At 57.8% G+C, this 23,800-nt stretch carries 19 protein-coding genes; 7 read left to right on the forward strand and 12 right to left on the reverse strand.

Annotation, left to right across the window (positions count from 1 at the left end):
• The 6 genes from H1Y01_RS02380 to H1Y01_RS02405 all read right to left on the reverse strand — a co-directional run.
• Positions 1-1,704 (reverse strand): TonB-dependent receptor (locus H1Y01_RS02380; protein ID WP_180538494.1); only part of this gene is annotated, 1,704 nt, incomplete at its 3' end.
• A gap of 213 nt (positions 1,705-1,917) precedes the next feature.
• Positions 1,918-2,709 carry a PRC-barrel domain-containing protein gene (locus tag H1Y01_RS02385; protein ID WP_180538495.1) on the reverse strand — a complete coding sequence of 264 codons (792 nt, stop codon included), beginning with the start codon at positions 2,707-2,709 and terminating at the stop codon, positions 1,918-1,920.
• A gap of 23 nt (positions 2,710-2,732) precedes the next feature.
• Positions 2,733-3,071: a DUF2934 domain-containing protein gene (locus tag H1Y01_RS02390; protein WP_180538496.1), complete on the reverse strand. Its 339-nt coding sequence runs from the start codon at positions 3,069-3,071 to the stop codon at positions 2,733-2,735.
• Between the two features lie 3 nt (positions 3,072-3,074).
• Positions 3,075-3,272 (reverse strand): hypothetical protein, encoded by a 198-nt coding sequence (locus tag H1Y01_RS02395; protein ID WP_180538497.1) that lies wholly within the window; start codon positions 3,270-3,272, stop codon positions 3,075-3,077.
• A gap of 11 nt (positions 3,273-3,283) precedes the next feature.
• Positions 3,284-3,823: a general stress protein gene (locus H1Y01_RS02400; RefSeq protein ID WP_180538498.1), complete on the reverse strand. Its 540-nt coding sequence runs from the start codon at positions 3,821-3,823 to the stop codon at positions 3,284-3,286.
• A 170-nt stretch (positions 3,824-3,993) separates the two neighbouring features.
• Positions 3,994-6,141 (reverse strand): sigma 54-interacting transcriptional regulator, encoded by a 2,148-nt coding sequence (locus H1Y01_RS02405; RefSeq protein ID WP_219341195.1) that lies wholly within the window; start codon positions 6,139-6,141, stop codon positions 3,994-3,996.
• A 202-nt stretch (positions 6,142-6,343) separates the two neighbouring features.
• On the opposite strand from H1Y01_RS02405, the gene H1Y01_RS02410 reads away from it, so the two are divergent.
• Positions 6,344-6,823 carry a response regulator gene (locus tag H1Y01_RS02410; RefSeq protein ID WP_180538500.1) on the forward strand — a complete coding sequence of 160 codons (480 nt, stop codon included), beginning with the start codon at positions 6,344-6,346 and terminating at the stop codon, positions 6,821-6,823.
• A 256-nt stretch (positions 6,824-7,079) separates the two neighbouring features.
• Complete coding sequence (locus H1Y01_RS02415) at positions 7,080-8,774, forward strand: NAD-dependent malic enzyme (protein ID WP_180538515.1); 1,695 nt, start codon at positions 7,080-7,082, stop codon at positions 8,772-8,774.
• Positions 8,775-8,850: 76 nt separating this feature from the next.
• On the opposite strand, the gene H1Y01_RS02420 is transcribed toward H1Y01_RS02415, so the two are convergent.
• Both H1Y01_RS02420 and H1Y01_RS02425 read right to left on the reverse strand, forming a co-directional pair.
• Positions 8,851-9,057, reverse strand: a complete 207-nt coding sequence (locus H1Y01_RS02420) for a SpoIIE family protein phosphatase (protein ID WP_219341196.1) — start codon at positions 9,055-9,057, stop codon at positions 8,851-8,853.
• Positions 9,058-9,286: 229 nt separating this feature from the next.
• Positions 9,287-10,306, reverse strand: coding sequence for a GGDEF domain-containing protein (locus tag H1Y01_RS02425; protein ID WP_180538501.1), 1,020 nt, complete (start codon positions 10,304-10,306; stop codon positions 9,287-9,289).
• 410 nt (positions 10,307-10,716) lie between these two features.
• Between H1Y01_RS02425 and H1Y01_RS02430 the strand changes: the two genes are divergently transcribed.
• The gene (locus H1Y01_RS02430; protein ID WP_180538502.1) at positions 10,717-13,548 is read left to right on the forward strand and encodes a hypothetical protein; all 2,832 of its coding nucleotides are present in this window, start codon (positions 10,717-10,719) and stop codon (positions 13,546-13,548) included.
• 129 nt (positions 13,549-13,677) lie between these two features.
• Here H1Y01_RS02430 and H1Y01_RS02435 read toward each other — a convergent pair whose 3' ends face one another.
• The gene (locus H1Y01_RS02435) at positions 13,678-14,199 is read right to left on the reverse strand and encodes a cupin domain-containing protein (protein WP_180538503.1); all 522 of its coding nucleotides are present in this window, start codon (positions 14,197-14,199) and stop codon (positions 13,678-13,680) included.
• Between the two features lie 136 nt (positions 14,200-14,335).
• Here H1Y01_RS02435 and H1Y01_RS02440 point away from each other — a divergent pair, with 136 nt between their 5' ends.
• The 3 genes from H1Y01_RS02440 (at position 14,336) to H1Y01_RS02450 (ending at position 19,574) form a co-directional block, all read left to right on the forward strand.
• Positions 14,336-16,288 (forward strand): hypothetical protein, encoded by a 1,953-nt coding sequence (locus H1Y01_RS02440; protein WP_180538504.1) that lies wholly within the window; start codon positions 14,336-14,338, stop codon positions 16,286-16,288.
• 79 nt (positions 16,289-16,367) lie between these two features.
• Complete coding sequence (gene bglX, locus H1Y01_RS02445) at positions 16,368-18,656, forward strand: beta-glucosidase BglX (protein ID WP_180538505.1); 2,289 nt, start codon at positions 16,368-16,370, stop codon at positions 18,654-18,656.
• Positions 18,657-18,710: 54 nt separating this feature from the next.
• Positions 18,711-19,574 carry a dienelactone hydrolase family protein gene (locus H1Y01_RS02450; protein ID WP_180538506.1) on the forward strand — a complete coding sequence of 288 codons (864 nt, stop codon included), beginning with the start codon at positions 18,711-18,713 and terminating at the stop codon, positions 19,572-19,574.
• Positions 19,575-19,622: 48 nt separating this feature from the next.
• Here H1Y01_RS02450 and H1Y01_RS02455 read toward each other — a convergent pair whose 3' ends face one another.
• The 3 genes from H1Y01_RS02455 to H1Y01_RS02465 form a co-directional block, all read right to left on the reverse strand.
• The gene (locus H1Y01_RS02455) at positions 19,623-20,366 is read right to left on the reverse strand and encodes a hypothetical protein (protein WP_180538507.1); all 744 of its coding nucleotides are present in this window, start codon (positions 20,364-20,366) and stop codon (positions 19,623-19,625) included.
• 168 nt (positions 20,367-20,534) lie between these two features.
• Positions 20,535-21,584 (reverse strand): SDR family oxidoreductase, encoded by a 1,050-nt coding sequence (locus H1Y01_RS02460; RefSeq protein ID WP_219341197.1) that lies wholly within the window; start codon positions 21,582-21,584, stop codon positions 20,535-20,537.
• Positions 21,541-22,884, reverse strand: a complete 1,344-nt coding sequence (locus tag H1Y01_RS02465) for an inositol-3-phosphate synthase (protein WP_219341198.1) — start codon at positions 22,882-22,884, stop codon at positions 21,541-21,543. Before H1Y01_RS02465 ends, H1Y01_RS02460 begins: the two co-directional genes overlap by 44 nt.
• A 112-nt stretch (positions 22,885-22,996) precedes the next feature.
• Here H1Y01_RS02465 and H1Y01_RS02470 point away from each other — a divergent pair, with 112 nt between their 5' ends.
• Positions 22,997-23,788, forward strand: a complete 792-nt coding sequence (locus tag H1Y01_RS02470; protein WP_180538508.1) for a LytR/AlgR family response regulator transcription factor — start codon at positions 22,997-22,999, stop codon at positions 23,786-23,788.
• Positions 23,789-23,800: the final 12 nt, after the last annotated feature.

Raw genomic sequence — 23,800 nt, forward strand, 5'->3', positions numbered from 1 at the left:
ATCGTCAATGCCATTATGCTGCTGCTTCCGCTCTTCAATGCCTACTTTGACGCTATGATTGCCGCGGATCATGGTCAGACCATCGGTGATCTGATAAGTGTTCTCCGCCCGGTCGATCGGGAGCTCGGTAACATCTCCGACCGGCGAGTAACCGCTTACCGTGATGGATGGATAACCGTAGTCGACTGCGTTTGACGGCAGCCAGTTCACTCCCCACAGCGTATTCACGTTAGTCTGGTAATTTTCCTGAAAGTCTTTACGCGTTGCGCGATTGAAGCCCAGGAGCAGCGAGTTCAGCGTGGTCGGGCTGAAAACCTTGGCGTACTCAATCAGCGCGTTATTCCCGGAGTCCTGGACAACATCCCCAAACCCGGGAATCGACGTGTTGCTCTCGGCATACGGTTCGGTAAGTGCATCACGCCCGTAGCTATAGCGCAACGTCAAAGTATCGTTGGGCGAGAAATGATGGTCCATCCGCGCGTTGTATTGCCATTGCGTTTGCGGCTGTACCGGCTGGCCCAGGTAGTTTCCCGATTCGCCCGGCAAGTTGGGTAGCGGATAAAGCGCGAGTATCTTCGCCGACAGCGGATCGATCCGCGACTGGGGAATCTGATCCCCGGGAAACGGCATCTGCGTGAACGGATCGATTACGGTCTGACCGGAACCGGCGAAGTTACCTGCGCGTTCGGCCGCCGTCGGAGTCGTTCCGATTTGGGTTAGCCCTTCGCGTTCCTCAAGTCCATCGAAACTGAAAAAGAAGAAGGTCTTGTCCCTGCGAACCGGTCCGCCTAACCCCGATCCGAACTGGCTTCGTGTATAACCGGGCTTGGTAGACCCGTCAAAGAAATTACGCGCGTCCATATCGCGGTTGCGCAGGTATTCGTAGGCGAAGCCGTGGAACTCGTTGCTGCCGCTGCGCGTGACTACGTTTACCTGGCCGGCGCCGCTTCGACCATAAGCCGCGCTGTAGGTGCTGGTATCGATCTTGAACTCCTGAATGGAATCGACCGAGGGCTGCAACACGTAACGGTTGATTTCGAAGTCGTTGTTATCGACGCCGTCCAGCATGAAGTTATTGAACTCTTCGCGTCCGCCATTGACCTCCATCGCGATTCCCCCGCGCGTCGAAAGCGGGGAACCTTCCACCGGCGGCATCACGCCGGCGGTCAAAAACGCGAGTTGCAGAAAATCGCGCTCATTCAGCGGCAGCGTCTCGATGCGATTTTGATCGAGCACCGCGCCGAGCTCGGACGAATCCGTAGCCAGGCGCGAAACGGACACGCTAACCGATTCCTTGGCTTGCGGCAGTTTCAAGCGCGCGTCCACGCGCGTATTGGAATCAACGCGGACCTCTACGCCGTTCGTCTTTGCCGGCGAAAACTGAGCGGCTGAGAACGCGACATCGTACCGGCCCGGCGCCAGATCGTCCAGCCGGTAAAAGCCGCTCTGATCCGCAATGGTCTCGCGAGTGACATCCTGCCCCACACGCGTGACAACGATCGCTGCGCGCGGAATTCCCGCAGCCGATGGATCGGTGACGAAACCGGAAATCGAACCGGTGGTGATTTGGGCGTGAGCACCCGACACAAGCACGAACAGACAGATCGCCGCGAGCGCGCGCGACGTGCGGGTCCTATTTAGGGCGGCGAGACTGCCGTAAAGGATGCGGTTGGCAACGCCGAGCCACCCAGCGTGACAGATCATGGTTGGCACGTCAGCTTACGCGACTTATACGAGCCATAACTCCGGTTTCGCCGACATGAAATGTGCCACGCATCTAGGATTTCGTAATTATAACGTGGATTCGAGTTTTGCGACGGCTGCGGACGCGCGCGTCGTCAAATTCAGACGGCTGGAGAGTTTTAGGGGACGGCCTGTATTTCGATTGCGCCACGGCGCGCCCCGTCCTCGTTTGCGTTAGGTGCTAAGAGCGAAACCAATGGCGTGTTCAGAAACGTGCGACCAATAAGGCGGCCGGCCATAGTGGTCGTGAAGCTCCGTTTCGAACGCACGCGTGAGCGGCCTCGAAACGAGGTACTCCGGCGCGCTCTTTATGGCTTGCTTCGACAGCCCTACGTACACGTTGGTATCCGCCCAGCTCACCCGGTCGATCCACTCCGGCGAGAGCAGTACTTTCTTCCCTGGAAGCCAATCCCGAGTCGCAACCTCTATGTATCGGATGGCCCAGTCTTTATCATCGACGATGAACCCATCCAAGTGCCCGATCTCGCCGTCGCTTGCTTCTACGTGATACCCCGTAATCGCTTGGGTACTGCGCAAATGCGAATCCTCTTTACTGTTCGCCTGTGAGTATGCCTTCGAGGAGCTATCTGGGCCTAGTAGCGGACCGGATGGATAGTAGTCCGGACCCCACAGGTAAGGACCGCCCCAATAATACGGGTACCCGTAATACCCGAAGTATTCGGACTCATGCCGTCGCGAGATCGGTTTATGCGTATCGATGTCCGGGCTCTGTTCCACCTGCTTTTTCGTAATCGAGACATCTAAACGCCTGGCGTTCCAGTCCACATGTTTCACCGAGTGGGGCGAGATCAGTACTTGCCTCCCCTCCAGCCAATTACCGGTATCGACGATAAGATAACGGATGGCCCAATTCTCGTCGTCGAAGTAAAGGTCTTCTACCTTTCCAATCGTGCCGTCCGTCGCCTGGATAGCAAGGCCCTTCAGGAACGTTGCGTTCGTCAGCATTTATGTGTGCCCTCCGGCATTACTTACTTCGACCTACGCGACTCCAGCTCTCTCACTGCGTGGAACCAGTCTTCTGTCTCGGTTCCATTGGGACGTCCATTACTCAGCCAGGTCTGATAGGCCAGAGCCGCCGTCTCACCATTTCCAGCGGGTTCGACGCCATGTCTGACTAAGAAGGCCTCGGTATGACGGTGTGCTTCCTCAGAGTGTTCAAGCGCTCGCCGCGAATGTTCATGACCGGATAGGTGATCGCTTTGGCCGTGCTGCATGGCAGCACGGTGGGCGTGTGCGGCGACGTCGTGCAACTCGGCGGCCCGCTGGTGATTCTCGTAGTGCGATCCGTTATTGTAGCGAGTAGACATAGTCTATAAACTCTCCAGCCGTCCGGACTTATCGCGGGCTTCCTTGGCTAGCTTGTAAGCATGGTCCGCGTTTTCCATGGCGCGCTGGGCATGCCAACTCTCCGCCGCCTCGTCGCCTTTCTCATTGTGTTCGGCAGCGGTGCGATGGGCGTGTGCGGCCCGGTCATGCTCATCGGCGGCCTTCCGGTGCAAATTCCCCATGACCTTGCGGCCTAAAACGCAGCCCCTACAAGTTCTTCCTTCGGGTGATGGTCGAGGTGAACAGGTTGCGTGGTTTGAAGGATTTCTCTTGCCTTTGCGACTTCCGATTCCGTGCCGCTAACAAGCAAAAGGAACTTATCGCTCTTAACGGCGGTCTCATACTTAAGAACGCTGTCCTTCGGAACGCCAATGCTGAACAGCCCGGCCCCGAGCGCGCTAAGTCCGCCAACCGCCACCGCGCCTTCGAGCGCGCCTAGAATCCAAGCTACGAGCGGACCGGCCACGAGTAGGGGGCCGATTCCAGGAACCGCGAAAAACGCAGAGCCGAACAGCAGGCCCCAAAAGCCTCCCCAGAAAGCTCCGAACGTGCCCCAACGCTTCATTCGATCGCCTACGTTGTAATAACCAACCACTTGCTCGTCAGTGTGGTAGTCCTTCGCCACGATCGATATCGAGCGCATGTTAATTCCCGCGTGCTGAAGCTCTTTCACGGCGAGCTCCGCTTCCGGGTGAGTATGATAAACCGCTGCTACCGATTCAACTTTGTCCATTCTGTTCTCCTGTTACCTATGTCGGTTATCCATGCACAGAGACGCCCAGTCGGGCGTTTGCTGAGCCGAAACAACGGGGCGCCCGCGCCGAGTCCTTCCACGACTCGAAACGCGACCGGGTGCGGTCACTCGGCGGCGGGCGGTCAGGGCCACAGGTTGTAGCCCTCAAATCAAAGATCGTTGCGGGAAATTCCGAGTCTCTTCATCAGCGCGTTCAGTGTAGTCCGGTGAAGTCCCAGGCGGGTCGCCGCCGCGGTGATCACGCCGCTGCATTCGCCGAGCACCCGTAGGATGTGTTCGCGTTCCACTTGTTCCAGCGTGGAACTGCTGATGATAGATGTGGCGTTCGGCCGTATTTCGTCCAAAGGCGCGCGAAGGCTGGATCCGGTCGAAAGAATGACCGACCGTTCCACAAAATTCTCAAGTTCCCGTACGTTTCCCGGCCAGGGCCACGCAACCAGAGCACGCATCGTTTCCACGGGGATCTTGTTGATCTGCCGGTTCATTTTTCCGGCGTATTTGGCGGTGAAGTGCCGCGCCAGCGTCGGTATATCTTCGGGGTGATCGCGCAGGGGAGGCACCGTGATGGGAAATACCTTCAACCGGTAATAAAGATCGCTGCGGAAAAGCTTGTCGCCCATCATCTGAGTTAGATTCCGGTTAGTCGCCGCTACAAGCCGGACGTCGATCGGGATGGTTTTTGTCCCGCCCAGCCGTTCGAATGACTTCTCTTGCAGCGCGCGCAGTAACTTCGGCTGTAACTCGAGCGGGATGTCTCCGACTTCATCCAAGAACAGAGTCCCCCGATTGGCCATCTCGAAGCGGCCGATCTTTTGCGTCAAAGCTCCGGTGAAAGCTCCGCGCTCATAGCCGAATAGTTCGCTTTCCAGCAGTCCGGTTGGAATCGCGGCACAATTCAATGTAACGAAGGGAAGGTTCTTGCGCGGACTTCTTCGGTGGATGGCGTGGGCGACTAATTCCTTTCCGGTGCCGGTCTCTCCTAAAATCAGAACCGTCGCGTCGGTCGGCGCAACCACCGCAACAAGCCGCTTCACCCTTTGGAGAAGCGCGCTGTCGCCCACCATTTCATCGCTATCCTGGTCTGTTTGGCCGCCGGATAGATCGTCAATGGTCTCCAGCCGGTCGCGCTCGCGTAAGTCCTGGACGAACGTGATCCATCGAAAGGGAACCAACTTAAGAACGGCTGTTACAACCAGAATCGGAATGCGGCTCCCGTCTTTTCGTATCAGCTCCTTTTCATAGGGCGTGCAAGCTCCGAATCGCAATTCCTCTTCGTGCGCGAGCTCGTCGGGAACCAGATATTCCGGCGGCGTCAGATCCGGCCAACGCAGGCGGCCTGCCTGCAAGTCGTCCCGGTCGTATCCCGTTAGTTCGAGGAAGGCGTCGTTGGCTTCGGGAATCCGGTCGAACTCGCCGGATACGATCCCGGCAATGGAGGGATTGGTTCGATGCGCCGCAACCGTCACACCGCGCCCGGTCTTCTCTCCCGTCTTATAGACGTCGCTAAAATCGCGAACGGCTCCGGCAAATCCTTGTAAGTCTCCGTCTTCGTCTCGAAGCGCAACCGTGATACAGTTCGCCCAGAATTGCGTGCCGTCGCGTCTTACCTGCCAACCTTCCTGTCCAAAGTGACCATTGGCTGCCGACCTATTTAGTTCGTGTTCGAGCCTCGCGTTCAAATGTTGTGAGTTATCGTTATGACCTATAGAATTTGAACTTAAGGAGCTAAGACCGGCATACAGAAATGTTAAGCTCTTCCCGGCGGTCTCCACTTCGGTATAGCCGTAGATACGGACCGCTCCGGAATACCATTCCACCACCCGGCCCCGTCCATCCAGAAGAAACATCGCATAGTCTTGACACTTTGACGCAATCTCGCCCTTGCCGGCAGGTTCGGGTAGCGTATGATCGTGCAGCACCAAAACATGACGTTGGGGAAGCACGTTGCTTTTCGCTGTGTAGCCGATCTCGGGCGGACTTCCCTCCGCGTCATCTAACCGGAAACTTCCTTTCTGCTCACCCTCTTCTATAAGAGCCTCCCAAAGCTCCGGTGATTGATGGTTAAACTCAGGCGCCCCGAAATCGTCGAGGTTATGCCCAATGATCTTTTCCCGCAAACGCCCGAGAAGCTTGACCGCGCCGGCGCTGGCCTCACGGCACTTGCGTTGGTCATCCGCAACCAGAATCGATGCTGCCTGCCGGTACACGATCGCCCGTAGCAGCAGTTCCAGTTCTCTCGGACCGTTCTCGGCAAGCCAGCCTCGCGCGGCCGGCTGTTCATTTGCGGAATGTGACAATGCAGACGGCATTTGCTTGTTTCTTGCCTGATATCCGACTCTAGCATTGAATTGACGCCCGCGTCTCTTTTTGACCACATTTGGTCGACAAAGGTTTACGCGAAGAAACCTCTTCCTGGGTGTATCTGTTCGGTAGACAAAATGCCTCGTACGTGACCTATCGAACTTATGAAAGTCGAGAATGTCCCGGAAAGAGTCCCTAATGGATGAACTGAAGTGTGAGCGTTCGGACGCGATCGGGGCGAAGCCTACCCGTGCAAACCATGCACCGACGAATTTCGCTTCCGCGCCGAAGGGCAATGAAGTCGTTCTACTGGTTGAAGACGATGAAATCGTTCGCGCCCTCGCAAAGAGGATTTTGACTTTAAGCGGCTATATCGTTCTGGAAGCGCCCTGCGGCCGTAAAGGCCTGGCCCTCTGCCAGAACCAACAAACCGTAATCGATCTTCTCGTAACCGATGTGGTTATGCCGGATCTCGGCGGATGCGAACTCGCGGACTGCGCTTTGACACTGCGGCCCGGATTGAAAATTATGTTCATGTCCGGTTACAGTCAAGACTCAGTCTCGATGAATGGACATCGGAGAACGTCGTTTCTGCAAAAGCCTTTCACGCCTTTTCAATTCGCAACCAAGGTTCGTGACACGATCGATTCGAATACCCGGGCCGCCGGGCAGTCCTGAACGGGTGAGTGCATCGGCCAAATCCGGTCAGGTGACGATCTAGGGTCAAATCTCTGCGCGGCAGCGGCTCCGGCTGTCGCGCGCCGCACCCCGCGCATTGCAAAACAGCGGTTGCGTCAACGCGGACTTAAGAATGCCTCGTATTCCGTGTGAGCGCAAACCTGCCAGCCAAAGCACGAGTAGCAGCGTGCGGGACAAATTGAACCCGCAGTGGTCGCCTCACTTGGTGCCCACCGCGGCGTTCCCGGAGGAAAAGATGCAAGGCTGCTACCAAACCAAGGGTCGCGGCGCAGCCGTGCTCAATTCGCCGAAACTCAATAAAGGCACGGCATTCACGGCCGAAGAGCGAAGAATGCTGGGACTTACCGGCTTACTCCCGCCGGAAATTAGTACGCTCGCCACTCAGGTTCAACGCGCTTATTTCGAATACGAACGGCTTTCGGATGCACTCAGCAAGAACATCTATCTAACCGCCCTGCACGACCGCAACGAGGTGCTCTTCTACCGTCTGTTCTCTGAGCACCTGCGCGAGATGATTCCTATCGTCAACGATCGGACGGTAGGCAAGGCAATTGAACAATACCACCACGAGTTCCGCCGGACGCGCGGTGTGTATCTGTCCATCGATCACGCCGAAGGCATTGAGGAGGCGTTTGCCAACCTGGGGGCCGGTCCGGAAGATATCGATCTTATCGTCGCCACCGACGCCGAGCAAATCCTGGGAATCGGTGATTGGGGTGTTGGCGGCATTGAGGTCTCGATCGGTAAGTTGGCGATCTACACAGCGGCAGGGGGGATCGATCCCACGCGAGTCATCCCGGTCATGCTCGACGTCGGCACCAACCGCGAAAGTCTGTTCAGCGATCCGATGTATATCGGCAATCGCCACGCCCGCGTGCGCGGAGAACGCTACGACGCGTTCATCGATACCTATGTCAACGCAGCCACGAAGCTGTTTCCCAACGCGGTACTGCAGTGGGAGGATTTCGCGCCCGGTAACGGACGACGGATTCTACACAAATACCGCGATCGCATTTGCACGTTCAATGACGATATGCAGGGTACCGGCGCAATTACCCTGGCGGCCGCGATCTCGGCTTTGCGTGTTTGCGGCGCCCCTTTTCGCAATCAGCGGGTAGTGATTTTCGGCGCGGGTACAGCGGGAATCGGTGTCGCTGACCAACTGCGCGAAGCTATGGTACGCGACGGTTTATCGAAACAAGACGCGATAAGCCGCTTCTGGTGCATCGACCAGCAAGGATTACTCACGACGGAGATGAGCCATGCGCTTCGGGACTATCAAGTAACCTATTCGCGTCCGGCCATCGAAAGTAAACACTGGAAGCACGATGCTATTGGAAACGGTGTCGATCTAGCCGAGGTGATGCATCGGGTGAAGCCGACCATGCTCATCGGGGCCTCCAATGAGCCCGGCGCCTTCAGCGAAGCGATCGTCAGGCAGATGGCCGCGCAAACCGACAGGCCCATCATCTTCACGCTCTCTAACCCGGCGGCGCGCGCCGAAGCCCACCCGGCGGACTTGATTGCATGGACGGAGGGCCGGGGCCTGATTGCAACCGGCAGCCCTTTCGGTCCGGTCACTTACAAGGGTGTAACTTACTCCATTGCACAGGTGAGTAACGCCTTGTTGTATCCGGGTCTGGTGCTCGGGACGATTGTAGCCCGAGCCCGTAGGATTAGCGAACAGATGTTCGCTGCCGCGGCGAGTGCGGTTTCCAGTTTGGTTGCAGTGCGTCAGCCCGGAGCTTCGCTGCTCCCGCATATTGACGACTTGCGCAGCGTGTCCATTACCGTGGCCACGGCTGTAATCCTGGCGGCACGGGACCAGGGATTAGCGTCAGATCTGGCGCGAATCCGTTCAAGCGACCTCACTCAACACGTGCGAGAGGCGATGTGGCAACCGGAGTATCGTCGCATCGAGGCCATGTGAAGCCCGGCCGTTGTGTAAGCGAACCGCAGTCGCGGCGCCGGATCATTCAAAGCAGGGCGCAATGACCAGTGTGATGTCATCCTGTTGTTCGCTGCCGCCCGTCCGCATTGGCGGCTTCGGTGACTCCATCGGTGTAGAGCACCAACGTATCGCCGGGACTTAGCCGCGCCTCCGCAATCTCACAATGCCAAGGTTCAAACAATCCAACTACCGTGCAAGTGGAAGCTAGCCACTCTACTTTCGGCTCCGCAGTTGGCGTAGCGGAGCCGGCCGGTCGCGTCATCGTAATCCGCCGGAAATAAAGTGGCGTAACGGATGCTTCACCTAAGTGAAGTTCGGCGGCGATCGCATGCCGAGAATGCAGGTGCGAACGGAATGCCGCTGCGTAGACCCCGACCCGAGGCCGCGCGCTTGTGAAGTTGATGGGACGGATTAGTTGCGATACACGCGCCGCACGAGTCAATCGACCACGCGACCTGCGTCGTCCCTCGGGTGATTCGCGTTGGTTCCAGCTACGCCACTGCTGTCTTTTTATCTTTATACATCGCGGCATCTGCGCGCGCTATCAGCGCTTCGACAGTTTCCGATCGATCCCATTCTGCAAAGCCCATGGCCGCACTAACCAGAACCTTCTGGTGGCTGGGTCCCGTGTTGTCGAGCTTGTACTCTCCGAAGACCCAACTCGAGATGCGGTCGCGGTAGGCGGCGATTTGACCGATCGAGCACTTGAGAATGCAAACGAACTCGTCGCCTCCCCAGCGGCTTGCTACGTCTGCAGGACCGATGTGAGCTCGAAGTTCCTTCGAGAACTCGCGGAGCAGATGGTCACCGGCCTGATGGCCGTGTCTGTCATTGATCCCCTTGAACCCGTTTAAATCCAGAAACAGGACACAGAAATGCTCTTTTCGTGAAACGTGCTCCGCAAGGGCAAGCTCACACGCCGCGCGATTCGCGAGGCCGGTCAGCATATCGGATGCTCCTTGTCGCTCAGCCTCTTCGAGGCGCATGCGGTAACCGTCCAGGTCCGCGCGCAATCGAGCCGTCGCGCTGCGCCCTTCTTCGGCCATCGTCGCAATTTGCGAGGTGAGTTCCCCTGCGCTCCGCACGAGCGCCTCCCGCGCGGCGCTCACGTCTTCCAGGTGGGCGATTTCCTCAAGGCGGGCGGTAAACTCGTTCAACCGGCTTCCGAAGCGCTGGTCACGGGCCCCGACCGCTTCCAGAGCGCTCGCGACCGCGGTCATGATCTCCTTGACCTCCCTCGTTTTCTCCGCGAAGTAACGCACCCCCTTCTCGCCCCAGCGGTCGAGGTCGGAGATCACTCTTTTCTTGGTCTCGGTGATGACCGCCGGAGGAGTATCTCGAGAAATCTGGCTTGCGAGCGCGTTCAGGCTCCGGCTGAAATCCGAACCCAGGACGGGCAGTGCTCTTGCCGCTCCCGCTCCCATCGCGACCAGAGTCTCGCGGTAACAATCGAGCACAATCACCTGCAATTCTTTATCGTAGGAATCGATATGTTTTTTTAACGAGATCATCTCACGCCCCAGAACGCCTTTCCCGCGTAGGAATAGTCGACAGATTGGCTGCGTTTCAATAGTGCTGAGGAAGAAAACTCAGCGAGCGCGAAGCTGCAAACGAATCACGGGAGTCGCTGCCGGTTGCATGACCTCACTCAGCCATGAACTACGGAGCGGAGCGGCAGGACGCCCGGCGGGCGCCTCCGTGGTCCGGGTGTCCCTTTGCGGTGACGTTGCGCGCTCCAGTCGTTTCCACGTGTATCGGAACGAAGTTGTCATGAAGGCTCCATAACCTTATACGAACCGTTGGACGCTCGCGATCGCATTTTAGATAGCCTGGTGAACGACGATTTCGAACTGCCGTTTCCCGTTCCCGAGAGGGAAAAGTGGAACGATCACCCGCTGCCAGTAAACTGGAAAAATTCGAAATGCGAAAACTGAGCGGTGGTTTATTTGTGGCGGCGGCGATCGCGGCACTTCTCTGGCTTCCTACCCGTTCGCGCACGCAGACCTCGCCGGCGGCCGCGCGGCCCGCCGTCGAACAAGGTCTCTCGTTCCTGATTACTTTCGGCTATCAACGCCAAAGCGAGAAGGTCTACGACGGAACCCTGCACGTCCGCGGCGGCCGTTTGCTGAAGCTGGAAAAATGGCGTTTCCTCGAAGGCGATTCCATCACGGCCGCCGACGCTTGGAAGCTTCGCATCCATCGCATCGCTTTCGAGAACCAGCCGGACCAGCCGAACACCATCCCTAACGCGTCGCCCGCGCGCAACCTGGTTCCCGCCGGTCTGATCGCTGCCATAGAACCTTCGGCGACATCGGTTTCCGTCGAAACCGCGCAAGGCAATTTCGAGATCCCGGTAGATCGTCTGGAGTACGGGCGGCCGTTACGCTTCCTTGGCGATGACGTGATCGTGCAGCGCGTGGCCGATACCGAACAGCTATCGCCGGACGGTCGGGAAGAGCACGACTATCCATCGGCAGCACTTAGTAAGTCCGGTTCCACGTGGTTCGCCTGGCAGGCCTATCAGGATCGCGGCGATCGTGTCTATGTTGCGAGAGCCGGCCGCCCGCCGCAAGTCATCACCGAAGGTAAGGCGGATATCTATCGCACAGCGCTCGCTGAAGATGGACAGTCGCGAATGCACGTTGTGTGGTCGGAACGCAGCGGCGAAGACTGGCAACTTTGGGAGCGCATGTTCGAGAAGAATGCATGGTCGCCGCGCCGCCGGATCACGCGCGAACATAGCCCGAATATCTCCCACAAACTAATCGCTTCGCCGGATGGCAAACTTCATCTGATCTGGACGGGTTATGAAGCCGGGCAATCCTATCTATACCTGACGGACTTCGACGGGACAAAATGGAATGCACCGAAGCGCATCGGCGGCCCCAGCGTGTGGAGCCCGGCCTTAGCTTGTGACACCCATGGCAATGTTCTTGTCGCGTGGGATAGCTACCAGACCGGTAACTACGATATCTTCTTTCGCCGGATTGACTCAAGCGGAACACTCGAGCCCGTCGAACAGATAACGACATCGCCTAAGTTTCAGGCGCATCCTTCTCTGGCCGTCGACAATCAGGATCGCGTTTGGCTCGCCTGGGATGAATCCGGAGTGAACTGGGGTAAGGATTGGACCCATACCGACCCTTATCGCTCTACCGTTCTCTATCAGGACCGGGCGATTCGCGTCGCGGTGAAAGCGGGAGGTGTGTGGAAGGAAGCCCCGGATTTTGGTGCGGCCGTGCCGGATCGATTACACCGCTACGCGCAGTTACCGCACTTAGCAATCGATAAGAACGGCCGCGTCTGGGCGCTCTTTCAGATGCGCACCAGCGCCACGAATACGCGCCAGGATTTCTGGACTGCCGGCGGACTTTGGGATCTCTATACAACGACGCTGGATCGAGACGGGTGGCGGCCGGCGGCTATCGTCCCGCACTCTACCTCGCGCAATGAACAGGAGTTTCAAGCTATTGGCGGAACCGATCGTATCTGGATGACATGGACTAATGACGGCCGCGAACTGGCAGGCATAAGTGGCGGGTATAACGGCGCAACGATGGTTCACTACAACGTCTGGGCATCGTCTATACAAACGTCCGGTTCGCCGGGCGATATCCCACTGAACGCGTTCGTCGACGGCACTGCGGCGGGAAAGCCCGTGCATGCCAACGAAGCGCAGGATGTCGCCCGCATGCGCAGATACACGCTCAATCTGAATGGCTCTACTTACCGCATTTTCCGCGGCGATTTTCACCGTCACACCGACATCTCAGCCGACGGTTCGGGCGACGGATCGCTCGAAGACTACTACCGTTATATGATTGACGTCGCGGCTATGGACACCGGCATCGTTACCGATCACAATATGGGCGGCGATGTGGAGTATAACTGGTGGCGCACTGAGAAAAGCTACGATCTCTTTCACATCCGAGACCGTTACACGCCGCTATTCGGCTACGAACGCAGCGTTCCCTATCCGAACGGTCATCGTAACGTCGTGTTTCCGGAACGCGGGACGCGCACGCTGCCAATCGGCGCCGACGAAAATAGCGGCAAGTTGAATAGCGGACCGATTCTCTATCCGTATCTAAGACAGGCGCGCGGCATCTGCATGGAACATTCGCTCGCCACCGGACAAGGTACAGACTACCGCGATAATGATCCCGAGCTGGAGCCTCTTGTCGAGATCTACCAGGGCTATCACGCCGCTTATGAATACGAGGGAGCGCCCCGCGCCGAAACCGCGACCAATAACGTCGATATCCACGGCGGTTATCGCCCGGCGGGTTTCTGGTGGAATGCGCTCGCGCGCGGACTGAAGCTCGGCGTGCAAGCCAGTTCCGATCACATATCGACGCATACCAGCTACGCCATGATTTATACTCCGTCGAACGACCGCAAAGCGATTGTCGAGAGTATGCGTCAGCGTCATGCTTATGCCGCCACCGACAACATCCTGGTCGATTTCGAAGCGGAAGCTTCAGGCGGAGATCGCCATTTGATGGGCGACGCGTTTGTCGATCGAAACGGGCAGCCGAAGCTGATTGCGAAGATCGAAGGTACCGAGAGGATCAAACAGATCGACCTGATTCGCAACAACCAATTTGTCTACACGTCTTCTCCCGATAACAAGTCTGCGGACTTTACTTATACCGATCGAAGTCCAACGGCGGGCGAAAGCTATTACTATGTGCGCGTGATGCAGGTAGATGGAAACTTAGCCTGGTCCTCACCTATTTGGATCAAGAGGTGAACCTATGGGACTCACCACCCAATACCCGGTGTCAAAAGTCCGAAAAAACCGCTTGCTCACGCGCGCGGCTCAGTAGATTCATTGCGTTACGGAGCCGCGACGTGAGGGAGTCGCTTTTGACGCAGCCTGCTACGCCTCTTTAAGTAGCTCGGTCCGGTACTTGGGCGCAAGGGCTTTCACTTTCTCCAGGAACGCAGCCTGTTCCGTCGGGTCTAGCTTCGGCGGAGGTGTCGTACGCGTGGCGACCGGAACCCCAACCTCCAGGAAGAGGCCTTCCTGTCCCGAGGGAGAACAGATACAAAACATCCGCACCGGGTTAGCCGAGACGTTGTGAAACTGATGCGGCGCGTTGGCGGGAACGTTAATCGTGTCGCCGGCGCGCACGGTCGACTTCTTGCCGCGGAAGGTTGCTTCGATCTCGCCCTCGATCACGATAAAAGTCTCCTCGAAGTCGTGCCGGTGGGGCGGCGGTCCGCCTCCCGGCGGGATGTGCATATCAACGACGCAGAAGCGACCGGCAGTCTGTTCGCCCGTGACCGTAATTGTGTAGGTGTCCCCCACCAAGCCGATATGAGGGAGGTTGTCGGACCGCGCCAGCGTGAGGCTTCGCTCGGGGTTGTCAGGCGGGACCAGTGGCAAAGGAGTTGACATGGTGTTTTCTCTTTATACCGCTCAGTCTCTTGGTTCTTGCTAAACAACCGAAGGCATTCGGGTTTTCTCTGTAATACAATCGATCCATTTACGTCGACTGTTTTCGAATATCGTGCTTAATGGATGGAGGCCGAAGATGCCCGTTAGATATGCCGTTTACCTGTTCACAACCTTAGCCGTTATTCCGGCTGTGCCACTCGAAGCCGGCACCGCCTATGTGGCGGTTTGTTGCAACGCGAATTCGACGGTGTCGGTCATCGGCACGGCCAAGAACACGGTTGCCGGGAGTTTTACGGCGGGGCCGGGAAGTAACGCCGTCGCGCTTCCGAGCCCAGGTGTGGCCTGGGTTGCGAACTCCTCGAATAACACGATATCCATAATCAACCTGGCGAGCGGCGCCGTCGAAAAAACGATTCAGTTGAAGCTGCAGCCTTGGCTGATTGCGTCCAACCCGGATAGCAACCGCGTATATGTGGTCACGGGCAACTTTACTGGAAGTCTTTCGCACTTCTCCTCCACCCTGCTTGAATACAACGCGAAGACCTTCGGGCTCATCGGCGGCGCGGCCATCCCGAATGATGGATTAGTCAATCCCGGGCTCGCGATCTCGGCTGATAACAGCACAATCTACGCGACGTTCGATAGCCAGAGTATTATCGTTTTCCATGCCGCCTCGGGTACGGTAAGTTCGGTTTGGAAGACACGCCGCGCCCTGAGCAGCTCTCCGGCAATAGGGACACTGACACTCTCACCTGACGGCGCCACACTGTATACGGCCGGGCAGGCGCTAACCGCAATCGACACCGAAAGCGGGTCTGTACTCGGAAGCGTTACTCCGCCCGGACCGCCGAACACCTACTCATTTTCCGGAAGCGCGGTTACTTCCGATGGGAGCGTACTCTACGCCGCTTACTTCGGCCAGTTCCAGACCGGAGGGTTCGTGGCCTCAATCAACACTGAAGATTTCACGGTTACGGGCAGCACCCCGGTCGGCTCTAGTCCGGAAGAGCCCGTTTTGTCCAAAGATGGCTCCACCCTGTATGTTCCGGACACGCTCAACTCGCTTGTGTATGTAATGAGTACAGCGGGCTTGACCATCGAAAAGTCGATCGCGGTTGCGGGTCAGATTGCGGCGGTGACTCTGAATGCTTCGGGCACAGAGCTCTATGTGCCGAACTCTTCCACGGCAAGCGTGCTCGCGGTGGATACCTCCTCGTTTGCAGTCACCGCTTCGATCGGCGTCAGTGGCACGGGCGATCTGACCGTGGGACTTTTTGGGACCACACCTCCGAGTGCAACAGCGAGCGGGGAAGCTATCTTTACGGGCGGAATCCAGCCCAACGTCGTTACTGAAATAGATGGCAATACGAACAAGGTCGTTCGCCAATTTTCAGACAACGCGGGCTCTGAGTCCGAGAGCGGTCTCAACGCGGCGACTTTACTTGTGACGCCGAATGGCAAACAGGTGTACTTAGGCGTCAATAACTTCGTTGAAGAAGTGCCCGTCATCGAAACTGCGACCGGAACTGTGAGCGGCGTGAAATGTCCGGATTCCTGCGCTATCTTCGAGATGGTCGCGCTTCCCGACAGCAGTAGGGTCTACCTATCGGGAATAAAGCCCATTGGCGACGACGGCTCGCAGGCGATTTTCTGGGAAGTGGATACTGCCACGCTCACCGTGGTCGCCAGGGTAAGTCTCGCAACGGTAAGTGCAGTAGCGGCTTCACCTTCGGGGTCATTCCTTTATGTAGGGACCGCGTCGGGCATCGATGTACTGAATACAAGCCAAAACACCGTGACTGGTGTCGTACCTGTCAACGGTGCGGCAGCGATCGCATTCTCGCCGGATGGTTCGACGGCTTATGCAGCCGCCGGTTCCGAACTCTATGTAATCTATACATCGACGGGCACGGTTACTGCAAGTGTCGGGATCGGGAGCATTACTCCAATCGGCATTGCCGTATCGCCGGACGGCAGTCAGGCGTGGGTAACGCCGGCAAATAGCACGTCGGTGGTGATCGTCAATACGATAAGTCTTACGGTAAACACCGTTGATTTCGGCGTTACGGTTGCAGGCGTAGCGTTTTGAGCCCGCAGGAGGTCCAACTCGGAACACTCGTTCGTCGGACGAAGCAAACGTGATATCTTGTTCCCGTTTGAGGATCCTTGTGACGACCTTCCCAGTTTGTCTTTCATGCAGCCTCATCGGCGTGCTTCTCTCTACAGGAGCGCCGGCCCAGCCGCCCACATCCCCAAGCGATCGCGATCGGGCGGATGCTCTTCTGAAGCAGATGACAACCGAAGAGAAGATCGGCCAGTTGAACCAGCCGTTCTACTTCAAAGTTCCGGTCCCCGGCATGAAGGCCGACCCAGTGTCGTTTGACGACCGCGTGCGCCGCGGCGAGGTCGGGTCCTTTCTATTCGTTACCGACCCGAAAGAGATCAATCGGCTTCAAAAGATCGCGATGACGGAGCAGCGCTTACACATTCCGATCCTTTTCGGATTCGATGTGATTCACGGCTTCGATACCGAGTTTCCAGTGCCTCTCGCTATGGCCGCGTCCTGGGACCCGGCACTGGCCGAACAAGCCCAAGCGAGCGCTGCGGAGGAAGCCGCCCACGCCGGTGTGCGCTGGAGCTTTGCACCGATGTTGGATATTGCCAGAGACCCTCGCTGGGGACGCATTTCGGAGGGCGCCGGCGAGGACCCGTATCTCGGCGCTGCTATGGCGCGGGCTCAGGTCAGAGGCTTTCAGGGCACGCCGGATCACCCGCGGCCCTTCCTGGCGACTCTGAAGCATTTCGCCGGCTACGGAGCCGCGGAAGGCGGTCGGGACTATGACGCGGTGTACCTTCCGGAAGAGCGCATGGAGAATGTCTACCTTGCTCCGTTCCGCGCGGGAGTTGAAGCCGGCGCCGGAAGTGTGATGAGCGCTTACATGGACCTCAACAACGTTCCGGCGAGCGGAAACGTGCATCTCTTACAAGACCTCTTGCGGAAAGAGCTCGGGTTTAAAGGGTTTGTTGTAAGTGATGCCTTCGCGGTCGGAAGCCTGGTTACTCAAGGGTTCGCCAAAGATCGCGCGGATGCGGCACTCCGCGGGGCCACGGCGGGCGTGAACATGGATATGGGGAGCGCGACTTATCTGGAGCATTTGAAGTCCCTCATACAAAAGGGGCAGATCACTGCGTCGCAGCTGGATGATATGGTCCGCCCGATACTCGCCGCTAAGTATCACCTCGGTCTCTTTGAACACCCGTATGCTGACGCTACGGACCAAACCCACGCCGAGATGCTCGCGAAGCATCGACAAGCAGCGAGAACGGCGGCCGCGCGTGCTGCCGTGTTGCTGCGGAACGAAGGCGGCGTGCTGCCCCTTTCGAAGACTACCAGCCGGATCGCAGTTATCGGACCGCTGGGCAATAGCAAAGCGGACATGAACGGACCGTGGAGCTTGACGGCCAATGCGGAAGATAGTGTGTCGGTCTTCGATGGGATTCGCTCAAAGCTACCCAATGCCCAGGTGCAATTCGCCGAAGGCGTGCAGATCGTGAAAGAGTTCCCGTCTTCGTTTGACGGCTTTATCGGCCCTAAGTTAGAAACGCCCTGGAACTCCGAAGAGGCAGACCGGCAATTCAAGAGCGCGTTACAACTGGCCGGCAGCTCTGACGTAGTAATTATGACTCTGGGGGAGTTAAGTGGAATGGATTTTGAATACTCCTCACGTTCGTCGCTCAAACTTCCCGGAAAGCAACAGGAGCTTCTGGAGCAAGTCCAGGCGCTCGGTAAGCCTGTGGTGCTGCTACTCTTCAGCACCCGGCCGCTCGATCTCTCGTGGGCTTCCGAACATGTTCCGGCGATTATGGACTGTTACTTCGGCGGGACGGAAACGGGCAATGCCGTTGCCGATCTTCTCGTCGGCGATGCCGTGCCCGGCGGCAAGCTACCGGTCACGTGGCCCCGAAATGTGGGTCAGGTTCCTATCTATTACGCCCACACGACCTCGCACAAACCTTATGATTCCGCGGACTTCACCTCGCGCTACTGGGACGCTCCAACGGCCCCGCTTTATCCCTTTGGCTTCGGGTTGAGTTACTCGACGTTTTCGATTTCGGGCCTGAACCTGGACAAGAAGACCTCACCTTTGAATGGTTCGATTACAGCGACGGTAACTGTTGCGAACACCGGCGCGCAGACCGCGGACGAAGTCGTTCAACTGTATATCCACCAGCGCTACGGTTCGGCATCGAGACCCGTGCGTGAGCTGAAGGGATTCCGTCGCGTCACACTGCCGCCGGGCGCGAAACAAGAGATCCGTTTCACGATCGGCCGCCAAGAGCGAACTTACTGGAGCGCCGCGAAAAATGGCTGGGTTGTCGAACCTTCGGACTTCGATGTCTGGGTCGGGAACAGTTCAACCGCCGCGTTACATGACAGCTTTTCGGTAGTGCAGTGAGAACGCGCGGTTATAATGACCCCGTAAGCGGATCAACCGCTCCATGAGGCGACTATGTGCGATCAGGATCATTTCGAAAACGACCGTGAAGAATACGAAGCTCGTGGGCTGGTGACACGGAAGCAGTTCGGCGCCATGCTGGGCGCGGGCGTCGCCATGTTGCTGCCCAGGACGGCCAACGCCGCCTCCGTGGAAGAAATGGACGTGACCGTGACAACGCCGGACGGCGCTGCCGACTGCTATTTCGTGCATCCCGCGAACGGCCCGGCTCCGGGTGTACTTATCTGGCCCGATATCTTCGGGCTGCGTCCGGCGTTTCGCCAAATGGGCAAACGGCTCGCCGAATCCGGATACGCGGTGCTGGTGGTGAATCCGTTTTACCGTGTCAAGAAAGCCCCTACAGCCGATGCCGGCACGGCCACTTCGATCCAGGATCTAATGCCGCTTGCGCGCGCTCTAAACGAGACCACGCACATGACGGATGCCAAAGCGTTCGTCGGTTGGCTGGACGTCCAGAAGGCCGTTGCTGCGAATCGCAAGATCGGTACGCAGGGCTATTGCATGGGCGGCCCGATCGCGTTCCGAACGGCGGCTGCCGTTCCCGATCGCGTTGGAGCTGTCGCTTCATTTCACGGCGGCGGCCTTGTCACGGATGCACCGGATAGTCCGCATCTTCAGGCCGCGAAATCGAAGGCGCAATTCCTGGTAGCGATCGCGGAGAACGATGACAAGCGATCGCCAAACGATAAGACGGCCATGAAAGAGACTTTTGCGAAGGCAAACCTGCCTGCCGAGATCGAAGTGTATACAGGCACCGCGCACGGCTGGTGTCCGCCGGATTCCAAGGTCTACAACGAACCTCAGGCTGAAAAGGCCTGGGGCCGCCTGCTGGTACTGTACGGAAAAGCGCTAGCTTGAACGCGATGAACGGCTCAACCTGTAATCGAGACTGAACTGTGGCCGGCCTTATAAGGCAGCCTTGACAGCTCCGGTTGTCTCTTTTACGGCCAGCGCTTGTTTGGTGCGCTCCAAGCTAGCTCGCAAACTCTCAACCGGTACTCCGTGCAACACCGGCCCAAGGATCTTGCCCATAAGTGCGGGAATATCGCGCGTCAGCGTGATTGATTCGAATTCCGCATACACGCCGCCGTCGCGCTCCTCGAAGAACCAGTAGCCGTTCATGCGCCACAGCATGCCGCGGTCCTTACCGACCGGCAACTCATGCTCCCGCGGCGTCCCGGGATCGCTTACTTCCGCAATGCGCGTGCTATGCGAGCTGCAATAGGCCCGGGTGACATCCAACCGTTCGAAGTGAATCGTGTGATCCGTATTCAGCACATCCGTGATCATCATCTTGGATTTCATGATGCGCAAATACACGGTGAAATCGTCGCCGCTGTGACCCTTAATCCGAGAGTCCTTAATATCCGGGTAGATCGTCTTCTGACGGTTGTAATCCTGAACTGCAGATAGCACTTGATCGAGCGTCACACCCGGAAAAAACACATCGCCGATCCAATCGTGAATCAATCCGCCCTTTACCTTCGTCTCCCCGTTGCTCGGCCCAGGAACGATGGCCACTTGCCCGGTCTTCACGTCCTGCAGCAAATGCGGATTGTCATCGACCCGTATAAAAGGCGTGCTCTTGAAGCGATGAGCTTCGAAATTCGAGATGTACTGATCGAAAGCCGTTCGTGTTTCATCGGTCATTTCAACCGCTCGCGCGGCTGGTAAGAGAGTAGAGGCAAGGATTAAGACACAAGTAATACGCATAGTTTTAGATGGGACTCTCTTATGATGTCATAGGCGCTCAGATTACATGCACGTTAGCGGCCCAAGCGGCGCAGCGTGCAGACAGGTTCGAGCGTTACGGGTCCACTAACTGGAGGAGAGTAGTTTATCTTCGAAGCCGGTATTCAGGGGCTCGTTTTTCTGAGTTTTCAGATAAGTTTTGTAGGTTTCCGCCAGTCCTTCGTCGAACGGCGTCAGGTGAAGCTTGAGAACGCGCTTGACTTTGCCTACGGCTTCGGTAATCGGCGGCACGTCGAAGTAGTAGCCGAAGTACATCGGCTCACCCATCGGATTACCGCCGGCCTCGATGATGCGCTCGCGCGGGACGCGCACGATCTGCGGCGGCTTACCCGCCGCGCGCGCCAGCGCGTTGATTAGTTCGAGCTGCGTAACCGGGCGTTCGTTGCCGATGTTGAATGACTGGCCGACCGCGCCGGGATCGGACATGGAGCGAATCATCGCCGTCACCAAATCCTTTATGTAGGCGAACTGCATGAGGCGGCCGCCATCGCCGGGGAGGATTACCGGGCGTCCTGCGCGCATCCGGTCCCAGAAGAACTGCTCGCGGTAGAACGGGTTTTCGGGTCCGTAGATAAAGGGTGGCCGGAAGGTTACCACAGGCAGTCCGGTGCGCTGGTGCATGCGAAAGAGCATGCGCTCGGTGATCGCCTTATTGCGGACGTACGGATTGGGATGATCGTCGGGCGCGAGCGGATCGTCCTCGTAATGGTTCAGGCCATCGCCATAAGCCGCGACGCTGGACATAAATACGTAGCGGATGAGCCGCTCGCCCACCGCTTTCACGCAGCCTTCCACCTGCGGGGCGGTGGTGCCGCGCGTCCAGTCGTACGCGTTGTCGAAGATCACATCGAAGCGGCGGCCTTCGATGGCGGACCTGACCTGCTCCGGCTCGCAGCGGTCGGCAATCAGGTTGTCCACGCGCTTGCCGAAAGGATGGCTGGAGCCCCGATGCAGAATGGCGACCGAATGGCCGTCCTTCAGCAGTTCCGTCACAAGACGTTTGCCGATGAAGGACGTTCCGCCGATCACCAGAACGCGTTGCGGCGTCAGGCTTTCGCGCTTTGTTTCGTGCTTAGTCGTAGTATTCGAGGCCGAGATGCGTGATGAGTTGCTCACCTTTCATCCACCGCAACGTGTTCTTCAACTTCATCAACTGAATGAAAATATCATGCTCGGGGTAGAGACCCGGAGCGGTCATCGGAGCTTTGAAATAGAACGAGAGCCACTCCTGAACGCCGCGCATGCCGGCGCGCTGCGCGAGGTCCATAAAGAGCACCAGATCGAGCACCAGCGGGGCCGCGAGGATGGAATCGCGACAGAGAAAATCGATCTTGATCTGCATGGGATAGCCCATCCAGCCGAAGATATCGATGTTGTCCCAGCCTTCTTTGGCATCGCCTCGCGGGGGGTAGTAGTTGATGCGGACCTTGTGATAGACGTTGCCGTAAAGGTCGGGATAAAGATCGGGCTGCAGGATTTGTTCGAGGGCGCTGAGTTTCGATTCTTCTTTGCTCTTGAATGAGCCGGGATCGTCCAGAACTTCGCCGTCGCGGTTGCCGAGGATGTTGGTGGAGAACCAGCCATGCACGCCGAGCATGCGCGACTTCAGACCGGGCGCGATGAGCGTCTTCATGAACGTCTGGCCGGTCTTGAAATCCTTGCCGGCGATGGGCACTTCACGATCGCGCGCGAGTTCCATGAGGGCCGGCGAATCGACCGTCAGGTGCGGCGCGCCGTTGGCGTAAGGCACGCCGCTCATTAGCGCGGCGTACGCGTAGATCTGGCTGGGCGAAATTTCAGGGTCGTTCTTCTGCAAGCCGCATTCGAAGTCTTTGAGCGTGGCGTGAACGGCTTCGGGGCGATGGAAGACTTCGGTGGAACCGCACCAGATCATGGAAAGGCGATCGGATCCGGTGCGTTCCTTGAACTGCCGGATGTCGTCCATGAGCATCTCCGCATGATCGCGCTTCGATCCCGCCGGTTTCTTGTTGGGACCGTCGATACGTTTGACGTATTCGTGGTCGAAGACGGCGGACATCGGCTTGATCGCTTCCAGCGGCTCGCGCAATTGTTCGAGCATCGGCTTATCGAGCACGCCCGCGTTTAATGCCGCCTGATACGCATTGTCTTCGAAGATGTCCCAGCAACCGAAGCTGAGGCTGTCAAGCGGTGCGAGCGGGACAAGGTCACTGATCTTCGGGCTGTTGTTATCGGTGCGTTTGCCCAGCCGGACGGTGCCGAGCTGGGTCAGGGAGCCAACCGGGGCGGCCAATCCGCGGCGGACGGCCTCCACTCCGGCGATGAAAGTGGTCGTGACCGCGCCCATGCCGGGGATGAGAATCCCTAGTTTTCCGCCGGCTGGTTTGATGTTGGGGGTGGGGCGATCGGAAGTACTCTGTGGCGTACTGCTGGACAAGATTGAGATATCTCCTCGGAACGGGTGATTGCAGGTTCAACCACCCGGCCGCTTGCTCGTTCGGGTGAGCTAAGCCGTGTATTTTGAATCGACTTGCTATAATACCAAGTCGATGCGCGACCGCGCGACAGCCACGCTGACAACGATTTTGATCGATGACGAATCGCTGGCCCGCGAGGAATTGAAGTGGCTGCTGAACGACTTCCCCGAGATTGAGATCGTCGCGACGGCCGACAACGGTCCGCAAGGGATGGAACTGATCGAGGCCATTGAGCCGGACATCGTGTTCCTGGACGTGCAGATGCCAGGTCTGGATGGGATGAACGTGATCCGCCAGCTCCGGGCCAAGGGCGCGTTCCTGCCTTACTTTGTGTTCTCTACCGCATACGACCAATATGCGGTCGAGGCTTTTCGGCTGGAAGCGATGGATTACCTGCTGAAGCCGGTGGATAAGGAACGGCTGGCGGAAACGATCGAGCGGGCCAAGCGGAATCTCTCGCGGCGGGAACCGGAGCCTCCGGGCGTTCCCGTTGTTCTGGGCGAACCGAAGCCGCGCGCTTCGCAGCAGCACGCGAAGATCGTCGTGCGCAGCGGAAGCCGCCACTTCATCGTGGATGCGGAAGAGATTGTTTACGCCAAGATCAACGAAGGCGTCATCACGATTGTGGCGAAGCAGGTCGAGGGTATTTCGAGTTACCGCACCCTCGAAGACCTGCAGGCGAATCTGGATGCTGAACAATTCTGGCGCGTGCATCGGTCGTTCTTAGTAAACATCGACCGGATTCGCGAAGTGGTGCCGTGGTTCAAATCGAGTTACCAGATCCGTGTGGATGACAAGAAGGGCACCGAAATTCCGGTGAGCCGGGTGCAGACACGGCGGCTGCGGGAGCTCTTGAAACTGTAGGCGTCCGGTGCG

Origin of the sequence: Nevskia soli (assembly GCF_903970205.1) — a bacterium.
Classification (GTDB): Bacteria; Acidobacteriota; Terriglobia; order Bryobacterales; family Bryobacteraceae; genus Bog-113.

Bases quoted from the DNA above. Each gene is read 5' to 3' on its own strand.
- H1Y01_RS02385 (WP_180538495.1), bottom strand. From the start codon at position 2,709: ATGCTGACGAACGCAACGTTCCTGAAGGGCCTTGCTATCCAGGCGACG.
- H1Y01_RS02390 (WP_180538496.1), bottom strand. From the start codon at position 3,071: ATGTCTACTCGCTACAATAACGGATCGCACTACGAGAATCACCAGCGG.
- H1Y01_RS02395 (WP_180538497.1), bottom strand. From the start codon at position 3,272: ATGGGGAATTTGCACCGGAAGGCCGCCGATGAGCATGACCGGGCCGCA.
- H1Y01_RS02400 (WP_180538498.1), bottom strand. From the start codon at position 3,823: ATGGACAAAGTTGAATCGGTAGCAGCGGTTTATCATACTCACCCGGAA.
- H1Y01_RS02410 (WP_180538500.1), top strand. From the start codon at position 6,344: ATGGATGAACTGAAGTGTGAGCGTTCGGACGCGATCGGGGCGAAGCCT.
- H1Y01_RS02415 (WP_180538515.1), top strand. From the start codon at position 7,080: ATGCAAGGCTGCTACCAAACCAAGGGTCGCGGCGCAGCCGTGCTCAAT.
- H1Y01_RS02420 (WP_219341196.1), bottom strand. From the start codon at position 9,057: ATGACGCGACCGGCCGGCTCCGCTACGCCAACTGCGGAGCCGAAAGTA.
- H1Y01_RS02425 (WP_180538501.1), bottom strand. From the start codon at position 10,306: ATGATCTCGTTAAAAAAACATATCGATTCCTACGATAAAGAATTGCAG.
- H1Y01_RS02430 (WP_180538502.1), top strand. From the start codon at position 10,717: ATGCGAAAACTGAGCGGTGGTTTATTTGTGGCGGCGGCGATCGCGGCA.
- H1Y01_RS02435 (WP_180538503.1), bottom strand. From the start codon at position 14,199: ATGTCAACTCCTTTGCCACTGGTCCCGCCTGACAACCCCGAGCGAAGC.
- H1Y01_RS02440 (WP_180538504.1), top strand. From the start codon at position 14,336: ATGCCCGTTAGATATGCCGTTTACCTGTTCACAACCTTAGCCGTTATT.
- H1Y01_RS02450 (WP_180538506.1), top strand. From the start codon at position 18,711: ATGTGCGATCAGGATCATTTCGAAAACGACCGTGAAGAATACGAAGCT.
- H1Y01_RS02455 (WP_180538507.1), bottom strand. From the start codon at position 20,366: ATGACCGATGAAACACGAACGGCTTTCGATCAGTACATCTCGAATTTC.
- H1Y01_RS02470 (WP_180538508.1), top strand. From the start codon at position 22,997: ATGCGCGACCGCGCGACAGCCACGCTGACAACGATTTTGATCGATGAC.